13 protein-coding genes are annotated in these 12,877 nt (G+C 66.0%); 4 read left to right on the plus strand and 9 right to left on the minus strand.

Annotation, left to right across the window (positions count from 1 at the left end):
- The first annotated feature begins 200 nt into the window (after positions 1 to 200).
- Entirely contained in the window at positions 201 to 1,712 is a 1,512-nt protein-coding gene (locus AC1RMY_RS03195) for a sensor histidine kinase (RefSeq protein WP_492862494.1), read from the plus strand.
- Between the two features lie 184 nt (positions 1,713 to 1,896).
- Here the strand turns inward: AC1RMY_RS03195 and AC1RMY_RS03200 are convergent, their stop codons facing one another.
- The gene (locus AC1RMY_RS03200; protein WP_492862495.1) at positions 1,897 to 2,583 is read right to left on the minus strand and encodes a glutathione S-transferase family protein; all 687 of its coding nucleotides are present in this window, start codon (positions 2,581 to 2,583) and stop codon (positions 1,897 to 1,899) included.
- A 37-nt stretch (positions 2,584 to 2,620) separates the two neighbouring features.
- On the minus strand, positions 2,621 to 3,379 hold the full coding sequence (locus AC1RMY_RS03205) for a haloacid dehalogenase type II (RefSeq protein ID WP_492862496.1): 759 nt from the start codon (positions 3,377 to 3,379) through the stop codon (positions 2,621 to 2,623).
- Positions 3,380 to 3,482: 103 nt separating this feature from the next.
- Between AC1RMY_RS03205 and gpmI the strand changes: the two genes are divergently transcribed.
- Positions 3,483 to 4,997: a 2,3-bisphosphoglycerate-independent phosphoglycerate mutase gene (gene gpmI / locus AC1RMY_RS03210; protein WP_492862497.1), complete on the plus strand. Its 1,515-nt coding sequence runs from the start codon at positions 3,483 to 3,485 to the stop codon at positions 4,995 to 4,997.
- Between the two features lie 69 nt (positions 4,998 to 5,066).
- Here gpmI and AC1RMY_RS03215 read toward each other — a convergent pair whose 3' ends face one another.
- The 3 genes from AC1RMY_RS03215 to AC1RMY_RS03225 all read right to left on the minus strand — a co-directional run bounded on the left by AC1RMY_RS03215 (position 5,067) and on the right by AC1RMY_RS03225 (position 8,864).
- Positions 5,067 to 5,960: an outer membrane protein gene (locus tag AC1RMY_RS03215; RefSeq protein WP_492862498.1), complete on the minus strand. Its 894-nt coding sequence runs from the start codon at positions 5,958 to 5,960 to the stop codon at positions 5,067 to 5,069.
- A gap of 383 nt (positions 5,961 to 6,343) precedes the next feature.
- The gene (gene glmM, locus AC1RMY_RS03220; RefSeq protein ID WP_492862499.1) at positions 6,344 to 7,687 is read right to left on the minus strand and encodes a phosphoglucosamine mutase; all 1,344 of its coding nucleotides are present in this window, start codon (positions 7,685 to 7,687) and stop codon (positions 6,344 to 6,346) included.
- Positions 7,688 to 7,826: 139 nt separating this feature from the next.
- A complete protein-coding gene (locus tag AC1RMY_RS03225) occupies positions 7,827 to 8,864 on the minus strand; it encodes an L-idonate 5-dehydrogenase (RefSeq protein ID WP_492862501.1) in 1,038 nt (345 codons plus the stop codon).
- A gap of 272 nt (positions 8,865 to 9,136) precedes the next feature.
- On the opposite strand from AC1RMY_RS03225, the gene AC1RMY_RS03230 reads away from it, so the two are divergent.
- Positions 9,137 to 9,904 carry an SDR family oxidoreductase gene (locus AC1RMY_RS03230; protein WP_492862502.1) on the plus strand — a complete coding sequence of 256 codons (768 nt, stop codon included), beginning with the start codon at positions 9,137 to 9,139 and terminating at the stop codon, positions 9,902 to 9,904.
- Positions 9,905 to 9,913: 9 nt separating this feature from the next.
- Here the strand turns inward: AC1RMY_RS03230 and AC1RMY_RS03235 are convergent, their stop codons facing one another.
- Together AC1RMY_RS03235 and fghA are read right to left on the minus strand one after the other, a co-directional pair.
- A complete protein-coding gene (locus AC1RMY_RS03235; protein WP_492862503.1) occupies positions 9,914 to 10,324 on the minus strand; it encodes a low affinity iron permease family protein in 411 nt (136 codons plus the stop codon).
- Positions 10,325 to 10,400: 76 nt separating this feature from the next.
- Positions 10,401 to 11,240, minus strand: a complete 840-nt coding sequence (fghA, locus tag AC1RMY_RS03240) for an S-formylglutathione hydrolase (protein ID WP_492862504.1) — start codon at positions 11,238 to 11,240, stop codon at positions 10,401 to 10,403.
- On the opposite strand from fghA, the gene AC1RMY_RS03245 reads away from it, so the two are divergent.
- Positions 11,239 to 11,418, plus strand: coding sequence for a hypothetical protein (locus AC1RMY_RS03245; protein ID WP_492862505.1), 180 nt, complete (start codon positions 11,239 to 11,241; stop codon positions 11,416 to 11,418). The genes fghA and AC1RMY_RS03245 overlap by 2 nt on opposite strands.
- A gap of 20 nt (positions 11,419 to 11,438) precedes the next feature.
- Here the strand turns inward: AC1RMY_RS03245 and AC1RMY_RS03250 are convergent, their stop codons facing one another.
- Both AC1RMY_RS03250 and AC1RMY_RS03255 read right to left on the minus strand, forming a co-directional pair.
- Positions 11,439 to 12,551 (minus strand): S-(hydroxymethyl)glutathione dehydrogenase/class III alcohol dehydrogenase, encoded by a 1,113-nt coding sequence (locus AC1RMY_RS03250; RefSeq protein ID WP_492862506.1) that lies wholly within the window; start codon positions 12,549 to 12,551, stop codon positions 11,439 to 11,441.
- 25 nt (positions 12,552 to 12,576) lie between these two features.
- A complete protein-coding gene (locus AC1RMY_RS03255) occupies positions 12,577 to 12,861 on the minus strand; it encodes a metal-sensing transcriptional repressor (RefSeq protein WP_492862507.1) in 285 nt (94 codons plus the stop codon).
- Between the last annotated feature and the right edge of the window lie 16 nt (positions 12,862 to 12,877).

Raw genomic sequence — 12,877 nt, forward strand, 5'->3', positions numbered from 1 at the left:
GCGACACTGCCGCGAAACCGGATATGCTGCCACTGCTTTCGCTGAAACCGGAGGGATGGAACAGACGTATGAGGGCAGTGGGATATGTCATTTGACGTGTAGTGTGGCGGCCGCGCCTGTTAGTGCTGCCAGTTGGTGGCACACAGCATGGAATCGGCCTCGTGCGCGCAAGGACGTCGATCGGCTGGGGGGATATGGCCGTGGCTGAGCGATCATGGCCCGCCGCTGGCGGCGAGGTGGGCGCGATCCTGCGCTCCTGGACGGGAGCCGAGACCGCGCTGGGGCCTGTCTCGACCTGGCCGGAGCGGCTGAGGTCCGCCTTGCAGCTCGTCCTGGCGTCGCCCACGCCGATGGTGATGTTCTGGGGGCAATCCGGGCTGCTGCTCTACAACGACGCCTATGCGGTCATCGCCGGCGCCAAGCATCCCGACATCCTCGGGCAGAGCATCTGGGACGCCTGGCCGGAGGTCACGGATCTCCACATCGAGGTGATGAAGACCGTCTTCGAGGGCGGACAGCCCTTGTCCTATCGCGATCTGCCGCTGGTCCTGCATCGCAACGGCGTGGCGGAGGATGTCTGGCTGAATGTCGACTACAGCCCGATCTTCGACGATGCGGGGGCGGTCCTGGGTGTGCTTGCCGTCGTCATCGAGACGACGACGCTGGTGGGCGCGCAGCGCGAGCGTGACGCGGCCGAACAGGCCCTGCGCCGCCGCGAGCAGGAGCTCGCCCAGGTCCAGAAGATCGGCAAGGTCGGCGGGCTCGAAGTCGAGTTGCGGGACGGCTTCCGCAACCGGCGCTCGCCGGAATATCTGTTGATCCACGGGCTGCCGCCCGAGGCGGTGCATGAGAGTCATGAGGATTGGGTCAGGCGCATCCATCCGCAGGAGCGGGCAATGGTCGAAAGCCATTTCCGCGAGGCGATCGCAGGAACGGCATGCGACTACCAGATCGAGTACAGGATCATTCGCCCCTCGGACGGAGCGGTGCGCTGGATCTCGGCCGTCGCCCAGATCGAGCGTGACGAGGCCGGTCGGGCCGTCCGGCTGGTCGGTGCCCATCTCGACATCACCGAGCGCAAGGAGGCGGAGGCGCAGCTGCGCTTGCTGATGCAGGAGCTGGCGCATCGCGTGAAGAACACGCTCGCCATGATCCAGGCGATCGCCTCGCAGACGTTGCGGAGCGCGACCTCGCTGGAAGCCGCGAACGAGGCCTTCACCGCGCGACTGGCGGCGCTCTCGCGCGCGCATGACCTGCTCGTCGCTGGCCAGCGCGCCAATGCGCCGATGGCGGACATTGCGGGCAGCGTCGTCGCGATCCAGGGCGATCCGGCGCGGTTCAGGATCGGCGGGCCCGATCTCGTGCTCGGGCCGAAATCTGCGCTCGCCCTGACGCTGATGCTGCACGAACTGGCGACCAACGCTGTCAAATACGGGGCGCTTTCGAACGAGTCGGGCACGGTCGACCTGTCATGGCGCATCGACGAGATCGACGGCGCCGCCCAGTTCCGCCTGCGCTGGCAGGAGAGCGGAGGGCCGCCGGTCACCGCTCCGTCGCGGCGCGGCTTCGGCTCGCGCCTGATCGAGCGGACCTTTCCAGCCGCGCAGGCGCGGGCGGAGAGCGCTTATCCGCCGAGCGGGCTGGTCTTCACGCTGGATGCGCCGCTTGAGGCGCTGAAGGACGGCGAGGGGGAGAACGGGGAGCAGGACTGACGTCGCTCCCGGTGCGCTTGCCCGCTCCGGCGCTGGGTCTTCCAACTATTCTCGGAACCACTCCGTCACCCCGGGCTTGCCCCGGGATCCATCGGAGGGCTCCGGAGTTCTCCGATGGATCCCGGAGTTGCGCGGCTTCGCCGCTTGTCCGGGATGACTTGGTTCTGTGTAAAGTCTGCAGGCTCTATCGGGCGAGATGGGCGTTCTGCGGGAACAGGAACTTGCGGGCCTCTTCGTCGAAGTCCGCCTTGAAGGCGAAGGCGTCCTTGAGAGCGATGGCGCGCTGGGCGGCCGGGCGCGCGGAGATCTCGTCGAGATGGCGTTTGACATGCGGGAACATGTCGACCCATGCGTCCCCGACGGCGAAACCGAGGCGCGTCGCCCAGCCCCAGACGGACATGTCGATCAGCGTGTAGCTGTCGCCGAGCATGTAGCGGTTCTTGCCGAGCCGCGCGTCGATGATCCCCCAGTGGCGTTCGGCCTCGCGGGCGTAACGGTTGATCGCGTAGGGGATCTTTTCCGGCGCGAAGCGGCTGAAATGCACGGCCTGGCCGCAATAGGGGCCGATGCCGGTCGCGACGAACATCAGCCAGGAGAGCATCTCGCCCCGAGCCTTCGGCGTGTTCTCCGGCAGGAACTGGCCGGTCTTCTCGGCGAGGTAGAGCAGGATCGCGTTGCTGTCGAAGACCGTGACGTCGCCATCGGTCAATGCCGGCGTCTTGGCATTAGGGTTGATCGCCAGGAATTCCGGCTTGAACTGTTCGCCCTTGCGCGTGTCGACCGGCACCATCTCGTAGGGGAGGCCGGCTTCTTCGAGGAAGAGGGCGATCTTCGCCGGGTTCGGCGAGGGGTGGTAGTAGAACTTGATCATGTCAGGCTCCTCGGGCGAAGGCGGGCTGCGCGGCGGATCATCCCCGGGAGAGGCTGCTCGCGGGACCGGCATAGGAGACGAGATCTGTCAGGGCCGCAATGGTCACATCTGCGTCAAGCCCGAGTTGCTCGGCCTGCATCCGCAGCGCCTTAAACATCTGTGCGGATCCAAAGGCGCTGCCGCCCCGGAGTTCCTTGTGCAGGGCATCCGGAGCCAGCCTCGCGATCCGTGCGACCCTGAAGCCATGCGCCTTGGCGCCGGCTATGTCGAAGCCGTTCGAGGAGACGAAGAGGATGTCCTCCCGGTTCAAGCCGAGCCGCGTCTCGACATGCCGGTATCCGCGCGGATCGGGCTTGTAGACGCCGATCTCGTCGACGCTGATCACGGCCTCGAACAGGCCGTTGATGCCGGCCTGGGCGACCAGCCGATTCAGCATCGCGGCGCTGCCGTTCGAGAAGATCGCCAGCCGCGAGGGGGCGAGCTGTTCAAGCGCCGCGCGCGCCTCGGGATAGAGCGCCAGCGCGTCATAGGCTTCCGCAATCTTCGCGACGAGTTCAGGCATCGCGGTGAGGCCGAGCGTCTCCAGCGTGTAGGCGAGGGATTCCTGCGTGACGTTCCAGAAATCCTCGTAGCGGCCCATCAATCCGCGCAGCCAGGTGTATTCGAGCTGCTTCAATCGCCAGATCTGGGTGATGACCTCGCCATGGCCGGGAAAGGCGGCCTCGGTGACGGCGCTGACGGACTGCACGTCGAACAAGGTGCCATAGGCATCGAAAACCACTGCCTTGATCGTCATGGCTGCTCTCCCGATGGGGGCCGTCCGCCTTCTTAGCACTCGCATTCGCGCCGGGCGGCGTGATACTCGCACAACGGTTTCCACGAATGCTCACAGGTCGGCCATGTCTCCTCGCCCCGTCATGCTGATGATCCTCGATGGCTGGGGCTGGCGCGAGGAAGCTGAAAACAACGCGGTGCGCCTGGCGCATACGCCGAATTTCGACCGTCTCTGGGCCAGTTCTCCCCGCGCCTTCCTGAAGACGTCGGGTCTCGATGTCGGCCTGCCGGAGGGCCAGATGGGCAATTCCGAGGTCGGCCACCTCAATCTCGGCGCCGGGCGGGTGGTGATGCAGGACCTGCCGCGCATCAACCAGGCGATCGAGGACGGTTCGATCGCGCAGGCGCTGGCGGACTCCGGGCTGATCGCCGCGCTCAAGGCCAGCGGCGGCGCCTGCCACCTGCTCGGCCTCGTCTCGCCGGGTGGCGTGCATGCGCATCAGGACCATGCCGTGGCGCTGGCGCGTATCCTGGTGGAGCAGGGCATTCCGGTTCGTGTCCACATCTTCACCGACGGGCGCGATACGCCGCCGCAATCGGCGGCCGGCTACGTCCGCGATTTCATCGCCGCCCTGCCGCCGCAGGCCGTGATCGCCAGCGTCTGCGGCCGCTATTTCGCGATGGACCGGGACAATCGCTGGGAGCGCGTCGAGCAGGCCTGGCAGGCGATCGTGCTGGGGGCGGGGCACGTGTTCCCGGATGCACCGGCGGCGATCGCGGGCGCTTATGCCGATGGAATCAACGACGAGTTCATTCCGCCGGCCGTGATAGGCGGCCATGCCGGCATGCAGGACGGCGACGGTCTACTCAGCTTCAATTTCCGCTCCGACCGCATCCGCGAGATCCTCGACGCGGTGCTGTTCGCGGACTTCACCGGCTTCATGCGGCCGCGTCGGCCGCAGTTGGCGAAAGCCGTCAGCATGACCTCCTACAGCGCCGAGCTCGACGAGATCATGCCGGCGCTGTTCGCGCCGCAGACGCTGGCCAACGGGCTCGGCGAGACGGTCGCCAAGGCCGGTCTCGCGCAGGTCCACATGGCCGAGACGGAGAAATATCCGCACGTCACCTATTTCTTCAACGGTGGCGAGGAGACGCCTTATCCGCGTGAGGACAGGATCATGGTACCCTCGCCGAAGGTCGCGACCTATGATCTCCAGCCCGAGATGTCGGCGCCCGAGCTGACCGAGCGTGCGGTGCAGGCGATCGAGTCGGGCCGCTATGACCTCATCGTGCTGAACTTCGCCAATCCCGACATGGTCGGCCATACCGGCGTGCTGTCCGCCGCGATCAAGGCGGTCGAGACGGTAGATGCCGGGCTCGGGCGCATCGCGGAAGCGATCGCGCGGGCGGGAGGCGCGATGCTCGTCACCGCCGACCACGGCAATTGCGAACTGATGGTCGACCCCGAGACAGGCGCGCCGCACACGGCGCATACGACCTATCCGGTGCCGGTGATGGTCGTCGGGAGCAAGGCCACGGGGCTGGCGAATGGGCGCCTCGCCGATGTCGCGCCGACGCTGCTGGCGCTGCTGGGCGTCGCCCAACCGGCCGAGATGACCGGCCAGTCGCTGCTGCGCTGAGCTTTCCGAGGCCTCAAATGAAAGCAGCGCGGACCGGGGCCCGCGCTGCTCGTCGGTTTGTCGTCGCGCTCAGTATTTGCGGACCGTCGGCGCGTAGGCGATCGGCTTCTCGACCGGGCCGCAGCAGCTCGGATCGCTGAAGTTCCAGCGCATGCCGATGCGGATGTCGTGGCTGTCGATGTTCTTGAAGCGGACCGAGGAGCTCGGGTTGACGAGCAGGCCGTTGGCGCCGCCGAGGCCGACGGTCGGGCCGTCGCCCATGTTCAGATAGCGGTAGCCGATGTCGAGCTTGAGGTTCGAGGTGACGTCGTAGGAGACGCCGGCCATCAGCGCCCAGGCGAAGTTGGTCGTGCTGCGCGAGTCGCCATAGGCGTAGGAGACGTTGCCGAAGGCTGCGCCGACGGCCTGGTTGATGCCGTTGTCGGAGAGGCCGTTCACCGTGTGGTTGGCGAAGCCGATGCCGGCGCCGAGATAGGGTGTGAGGCAGTTCCAGGTGCCGAGATCGATATAGCCGTTGACCAGTCCGACGAAGGTCGCGATGTCCGCCCGATAGACGTTGGTCTGGTTGGTCGGAACGCCGAAATCATAGGAGATCTGATCGCGGCCGTTGAACGAGGCGCCACGATATTCTCCGGTCAGATCGAAGCGCAGCCAGTTGTTGAACTGGTAGCCGATGCCGACGCCGGCGAAGGCGGCAAAGCTGCGGTCCGGCTTGACGGTGGTGAAGGAGGTGACACCCGTGGTCTGAATGACCGGAGCGCCGTTCAGCTTCACATCCAGATCGTCATAGGACTGCGTGCCGACGCCGATGTCGCCGCGCAGGTAGAAGCCGCTGTTGATCGAGCCCCTCAGGACGGGCGGCTCCGCAGGCAGTGGGGCGGGATAGGCGAGGTCGGCGGCCGCGGCGGCGGATGCCCCGAGCGCCAAGGCGCCTGCCAGCGCAAAAGTTTTCAGGCTGCCCATGGCAGTGTCCCTCGAGTTTGCGCGGCGCCAAGAACGCAGCCCGCGCGAGTTACCGACGGGACGACCATGCCAGTGATTTCTTAAGCGAGACTTAACCTTAGCAATTAACCTCAAGAAAGTCTGAAATTCGGCTGAATACTTGCCGAGCCGTTAACGGCGGCGGTGCGTGACGCAAGGCAGGGTTCCTGAGCGTTCGGGCATGCGTGCTCAGGCACGTCGTCCTGCCTCGGAGACAGGCCGTCGTCCCGGGCGTAGCGCAGCGCAGACCCGGGATCATTCCCGGCCATAACCGACCTGCGCTCAGGCGTGGATCCCGGATCGGCGCCGCTGACGCGGCTTGTCCGGGTTGACCCGTTTTCTTGCCGGGCGCAGAACCGAGCGTCCTACGCAGCCGCCGTCGTCACCGCGTCGACGACGTTGTCGACCGCGCGCATGACGAGGTCGGCGTCGTCGCCCTCGGCCATGACGCGGATGACCGGTTCGGTGCCGGAGGGGCGGATGACGAGGCGGCCGCTCTCGCCGAGCATCTGCCGGGCGGCCTCGATGGCGCTGACGACGGGCTTTTCCGAAAGCGGCTGGCCCTGCTTGTAGCGGACGTTCTTGAGGATCTGCGGCAGCGGCTCGAAGGCGTGGCAGACCTCGGAGACCGGCTTGTCGTGGCGCTTGACGGCCGCCAGCAATTGCAGCGCCGCGACCAGCCCGTCGCCGGTCGTGCCGAAATCGGAGAGGATGATGTGGCCGGACTGCTCGCCGCCGAGATTGAAGCCGTGGTTGCGCATATGCTCCAGCACATAGCGATCGCCGACGGCGGTGCGGGCGAGGCTCAGGCCCAGCCCGGCCAGATAGCGCTCGAGGCCCAGATTGGACATAACGGTCGCGACCAGACCGGGCTGTGACAGGCGGCCATCCTCCAACCAGTCGCGCGCGATCACGGCCATGAGCTGGTCGCCATCGACGACATGCCCGAGCTCATCGACGATCAGCACGCGGTCGGCGTCGCCATCGAGCGCGATGCCGATGTCGGCGCGCAGCTCGCGCACCTTGGCGATCAGCGCGTCGGGAGCTGTCGAGCCGACATCCTTGTTGATGTTGAAGCCGTCGGGATCGACACCGATCGAAATGACTTCGGCGCCGAGTTCCCAAAGCGCCTCGGGCGCGACCTTGTAGCCGGCGCCATTCGCGCAATCGATGACAATGCGCAGGCCCTCCAGGCTCATATTGCGCGGCAGCGTGCGCTTGGCGAACTCGATATAGCGCGACTGGGCGCTGTCGATGCGCTTGGCCCGGCCCAGCGCGGGGGAGGCGGAGAGGCGGGGCGCGAGATCGGAATCGATCAGCTTCGAGATCTCGCTCTCGACCTCGTCGCTGAGCTTGTAGCCATCGGGGCCGAACAGCTTGATGCCGTTGTCCTCATAGGGGTTGTGGGAGGCCGAGATCATCACGCCGAGATCGGCGCGCATCGAGCGCGTCAGCATAGCGACGGCAGGCGTCGGCATCGGGCCGAGCAGCATCACGTCCATGCCGACGGAGGTGAAGCCCGCGACCATCGCGTATTCGATCATGTAGCCGGAGAGGCGGGTGTCCTTGCCGATCACGACGCGGTGCCGATAGTCGCCGCGATGAAAGGCCAGGCCTGTGGCCTGGCCGACCTTGAGGGCGAGGTCCGGGGTGATCGCGCCATTGGCGCGTCCGCGGATGCCGTCGGTTCCGAAATATTTGCGTGTCATTCTCGATTGCGTCCACATCGGGCGACGAGCCCGTTCCGACGCGTTTATAGCGGGGAATTCGTTTCCGCCTTCTCACATTTTGTGACGAATCCTATCCGGCGCCGATGGCGCCGGATGGTGTTCGCTTTGCTGGGCCGGCTCAGCCGAAGGCGAGTTGGACCTTCATCGCCTTCGACTTGTCGGCGGCGAGGTCGAAGGCCTCGATCGCACGCTCAACCGGAATCGTCGCCGTCAGCAAGGGGGAGAGGTCGATCGTCTTCGAGCCGATCATCGCCACCGCCCAGTCGAATTCCTCATGGAAGCGGAAGGAGCCGCGCAGGTCGAATTCCTTGGCGACGACGACATTCATCGGCAGGGTGAAATTTCCGCCGACGCCGATCTGGACGATGGTCCCGCCCGAGCGCAGCACATCGAAGGCTCCGGTCAGCGCGTGCTGGTTGCCCGAGGCCTCGAACATCACGTCGAAGGCGCCTTTCTCGGCTCCGTACTCGGCTTTCAGCAGGTCGGGCTGCGCCATCACGTTGATGGCCCGGCTCGCGCCCATCTTCAGCGCCGTCGGCAGGGGACCGTCGACGACATCGGTCCCGACGATCTCGGCCGCACCCGCCGCCTTCGCCGCGACGATCGCGAGGATGCCGATCGGCCCGGAACCGGTGACGAGGACACGCTTGCCGAGCAGCGGGCCGGCGCGCTTGGCGGCGTGGAGGCAGACCGCCAGCGGCTCGGCGAAGGCGGCCTCGGCTGCCGTGACGTGGTCGGCGACCTTCACAGCCTGCCGCTCCTCGATGACGAGCATTTCGCGGAAGCCGCCCTGGACATGGGGAAAGCGCATTGCGCTGCCATAGAACAGCATGTCGGTGCAGTGCTGCTGCAGGCCCATCTGGCAATAGCGGCAATGGCCGCAGGCGCGGCTCGGATTGACCGCGACGCGGTCGCCGACCTTCACGCGCGTGACCTCGCTGCCGACCTTCTCGACGCGGCCGGCGATCTCGTGGCCGAGGATCAGCGGTTCGCGGACCCGGATCGTGCCGAAGCCGCCATGCAGGTAGTAGTGCAGGTCCGAGCCGCAGATGCCGCCGGCCTCGATCTTGACGCGGACCTGCTGGGGGCCCGGCTCGCCGATGGCGACATCGTCGACGCGCAGGTCCTTCTCGGCATGGATGACGACGGCACGCATGGCGGCTTCTCCCTGGCTGGTCGGCATTCTTCTCGGCCCTCATCCTGAGGCGTGCTCGCACGAGCGCGTCTCGAAGGATGCTCCAGATGGTTCCGGAGCGTGCTGGTCCATCCTTCGTGGCGCCGCGTTCCGCGGCTCCTCAGGATGAGGGCTGAGAGAGTTTCGACCTCGTGATCGGTGTTGTCTAATCGTTTGAAAGCTGCTTACCCAGTTTCAATGGACCGGCGCAAACCCAAAGATGCCGGCTGCTTCAATCGTCGCGAGGATCGGCCATGTCTCTGTCGCTGTTCAATCTCGAGGGCAGGATCGCCCTGGTCACCGGCTCGGGGCAGGGGATCGGCCTTGCTCTGGCGGAGGGGCTGTCGGAGGCCGGCGCGCATGTCGTTCTGAACGGCCGCGACAAGGCCAAGCTGGAGCGAGCGGCGCAGGTCATTTCGACGGCGGGGCGCAAAGTCTCGGTCGCGCCCTTCGACGTCACCGACCATGCCGCCGTCGAGGCGGGGGTGGCGAAGATCGAGGCCGAGATCGGGCCGATCGATATCCTGATCAACAATGCCGGGATGCAGAAGCGCGCGCCGATCACCGAATTCCCGGTCGAGGGCTGGCATGAGCTGATGGCGACGAACCTGCATTCGGTGTTTTACGTCACTCAGGCTGTCACGAAGCGCATGGTGCCGCGCCGGAGCGGCAAGATCGTCAATATCGGCTCGGTGCAGAGCGAACTCGGGCGACCGACCATCATCCCGTACACCGCCTCGAAGGGGGCGGTGAAGATGATGACGCGTGGGCTCGCCGCCGAACTCGGCAAGCACAACATCCAGTCCAACGCGATCGGGCCGGGCTATTTCGCGACCGAGCTCAACGCCGCCCTGATGGCCGACGAGGCCTTTTCGAACTGGCTGTGCAACCGCACGCCCGCCGGCCGCTGGGGCGAGACCAAGGAACTGGTCGGCGCCGCGATCTTCCTGTCCTCGGCGGCGTCGGACTATGTCAACGGGCACCTGCTGATGGTCGATGGCGGGCTGACCGCGGTGGTCTGAGAGACGGCTTTAACGTTCCGCGTCCGAGAGCGGCTGATGATTGCGGGCCTGTTCGGCGCGCTGCTCGAACTCGCCCCGAATCGCCTCGATCTTGTCCTCGTCGAGCTCCTCGAGATCCATCAGCTCCTCGCGCGCGCCTTCGATCTTCGCAAGCAACTCGTCGAGCTTGATCTGCATCGCCGCCGTGTCGCGATTCTGGCTGTTCTGGATGATGAAGACCATCAGGAAGGTGACGATGGTCGTCGAGGTGTTGATCACCAGTTGCCAGGTGTCGTTGAAGCCGAAGATCGGCCCCGACACGGCCCACAGAACGATGATCGAGAGCGCGACGAAGAAGGTCTGCGGCTTGCCGGCCCAATGGGCGGTCGTCTGAGACAGCCGCGTGAAGAGCGAGCGATGCGGCTTTTGTCGATCGGCCATGGCATTTGCCCCGGTGCGCCGGAGCGGCGCATCCGGTCAACACGCGGGCAGGGCGATGCGTTCCGTGGAAGGTGGCTCAGAGCGCCGTCAATCGCTGGGCATGCCAGGCGATGTGCTGGGCCATGAAGGTCGAGATGAAGTTGTAGGAGTGGTCGTAGCCGTCGCGCATGTGCAGTTCGAGCGGGATGCCGGCGGCCGCACAGGCGATCTCCAGAAGCTGGGGCTTCAGGCCCTCGTCGAGGAAGCCGTCGGCGGTGCCCTGATCGACCAGCAGATCCCTGACGCGATGGCCGTCCGCGATCAGGAGGGTCGTGTCATAGGCGCGCCAGCTGCGCTCGTCGGTGCCGAGATACTTCTCGAAGGCCGGGCGCGACCAGCCGGCCGTCGAGGGCTGTACGATCGGCGCGAAGGCGGAGACGGAGGCGTAGCGCTGCGGGTTCTTCAGCGCGAGCGTGATGGCGCCATGACCGCCCATGGAATGGCCGAAGATGCCCTGGCGACCCATGTCGACCGGGAAATGGCGGGAGACCAGATCCGGCAACTCGTCGCGGATATAGCTCTCCATCCTGTAGTTCTTCGCATAGGGCTCCCGGGTGGCGTCGAGATAGAAGCCGGCGCCCACGCCGAACTGCCAGTTGTCCGGTTCGTCGGGAATGCCTTCGCCGCGCGGTGAGGTGTCCGGGCAGATGATGGCGATGCCGTTGGCGGCGGCTGCCGCGCGGTACTCGCCCTTGTCCATCGCGTTCTGGTGCGTGCAGGTCAGGCCCGAGAGATACCAGAGCAGCGGAACCGGCCCGTCCTCTATCTGATGCGGCAGATAGATCGCGAAGGTCATCGGGCAGGCGCAGGCGGCGCTGTCATGGCGATAGACCCGCTGCGAGCCGCCGAAGGCCTTCGAGGAGGAGAGGAGTTCCATGCGCTTTACCTTCTTGGTCGAGCTTGCGCGACAGCGCAGCGAAACCCGCGTCGTCATCCCGGACGCAGCGAAGCGGAACTCCGGGATCCATCGCAGGGAACTGCGCTCTACGATGGATCCCGGAGCAGCGCGGCTGCGCCGCTCGTCCGGGATGACGTCGAGCTTAGTGATCGACTGATACGGCGGAAGAACGGCGTCTCAGTAGACCACCACGCTCCTGATCGACTTGCCCTCATGCATCAGGTCGAAGCCGTGGTTGATCTCGTCGAGCGAGAGCTTGTGGGTGATCAGGTCGTCGATGTTGATCTTGCCCTCCATGTACCAGTCGACGATCTTCGGCACGTCGGTGCGGCCGCGCGCGCCGCCGAAGGCGGTGCCCTTCCAGACGCGGCCGGTGACCAGCTGGAACGGACGCGTCGCGATCTCCTTGCCGGCCTCGGCCACGCCGATGATGATCGACTCGCCCCAGCCGCGATGGCAGCATTCCAGCGCCTGGCGCATGACGTCGGTGTTGCCGGTGGCGTCGAAGGAGAAGTCGGCGCCGCCGCCGGTCAGGTCGACGATCGCCTGTACGACCTTGTCGTTGCCGATCTCCTTGGGGTTGACGAAGTCGGTCATGCCGAACTTCCGGGCCATCTCGACCTTGGCCGGGTTGATGTCGACGCCGATGATCTTGTCGGCGCCAACCATGCGGGCGCCCTGGATGACGTTGAGGCCGATGCCGCCGAGCCCGAAGACGACGACATTGGCGCCGGGCCAGACCTTGGCGGTGTAGATCACCGCGCCGATGCCGGTCGTCACGCCGCAGCCGATATAGCAGATCTTGTCGAAGGGGGCGTCCTCGCGGACCTTGGCGAGCGCGATCTCGGGCAGAACGGTGAAGTTCGCGAAGGTCGAGCAGCCCATATAGTGGAAGACCTCGCCGCCATCGCAGGAGAAGCGACTTGTCCCATCGGGCATGAGACCTTGCCCCTGGGTGGCGCGGATCGAGGTGCAGAGATTGGTCCGGCGCGACAGGCAGGACTTACAGTTGCGGCATTCCGGCGTGTAGAGCGGGATGACATGGTCGCCGACCTTGAGCGTGGTGACGCCGGCGCCGACCTCACGCACGATGCCTGCGCCCTCGTGGCCGAGGATAGCCGGGAACTTGCCCTCGGAATCGAGCCCCGACAGGGTGTAGGCGTCGGTATGGCAGATGCCGGTCGCCATCACCTCGACCAGGACCTCGCCGGCCTTCGGCCCGCCGATCTCGATGGTCTCGATGGTGAGGGGCTTGCCGGCTTCCCAGGCGACGGCTGCACGGGTCTTCATCGGGCGTTTCCTTCTTTTCGAGCGTTCATTTCAGATAGGGCCGGATGACGCGCATGATCTCGGCGATGGAGTCCGGGTTCTCGTCGCCTTCCTCGGCCGGGCGAACTGATGTCTGCATCGTTTCGCGCAGATGCATTTCGAGCACCTCCGCCATCAATCCGGTCGCAGCGCCGCGCAGGGCGGCGAGCTGCTGCAACAGCGCGCCACAATCCTCGCCGCGCTCGACGGCCAGGATCAGCGCGTCGGCCTGGCCTCTGATCCGGCGCAGCCGGGTGACGGCGCGCCGCTTGTCCTCGGGGCTGTGGGGCATACCGCAACCAATACTG

Source organism: Allobosea sp. GW822-FHT03F07 (assembly GCF_058801345.1).

Coding starts and splice junctions, on each gene's coding strand:
- AC1RMY_RS03235 (WP_492862503.1), bottom strand. CDS start 10,324: ATGGCCGATCGACAAAAGCCGCATCGCTCGCTCTTCACGCGGCTGTCT.
- AC1RMY_RS03225 (WP_492862501.1), bottom strand. CDS start 8,864: ATGCGTGCCGTCGTCATCCATGCCGAGAAGGACCTGCGCGTCGACGAT.
- AC1RMY_RS03215 (WP_492862498.1), bottom strand. CDS start 5,960: ATGGGCAGCCTGAAAACTTTTGCGCTGGCAGGCGCCTTGGCGCTCGGG.
- AC1RMY_RS03230 (WP_492862502.1), top strand. CDS start 9,137: ATGTCTCTGTCGCTGTTCAATCTCGAGGGCAGGATCGCCCTGGTCACC.
- AC1RMY_RS03200 (WP_492862495.1), bottom strand. CDS start 2,583: ATGATCAAGTTCTACTACCACCCCTCGCCGAACCCGGCGAAGATCGCC.
- fghA (WP_492862504.1), bottom strand. CDS start 11,240: ATGGAACTCCTCTCCTCCTCGAAGGCCTTCGGCGGCTCGCAGCGGGTC.
- AC1RMY_RS03250 (WP_492862506.1), bottom strand. CDS start 12,551: ATGAAGACCCGTGCAGCCGTCGCCTGGGAAGCCGGCAAGCCCCTCACC.
- AC1RMY_RS03255 (WP_492862507.1), bottom strand. CDS start 12,861: ATGCCCCACAGCCCCGAGGACAAGCGGCGCGCCGTCACCCGGCTGCGC.
- AC1RMY_RS03205 (WP_492862496.1), bottom strand. CDS start 3,379: ATGACGATCAAGGCAGTGGTTTTCGATGCCTATGGCACCTTGTTCGAC.
- AC1RMY_RS03245 (WP_492862505.1), top strand. CDS start 11,239: ATGCGCTTTACCTTCTTGGTCGAGCTTGCGCGACAGCGCAGCGAAACC.
- gpmI (WP_492862497.1), top strand. CDS start 3,483: ATGTCTCCTCGCCCCGTCATGCTGATGATCCTCGATGGCTGGGGCTGG.
- glmM (WP_492862499.1), bottom strand. CDS start 7,687: ATGACACGCAAATATTTCGGAACCGACGGCATCCGCGGACGCGCCAAT.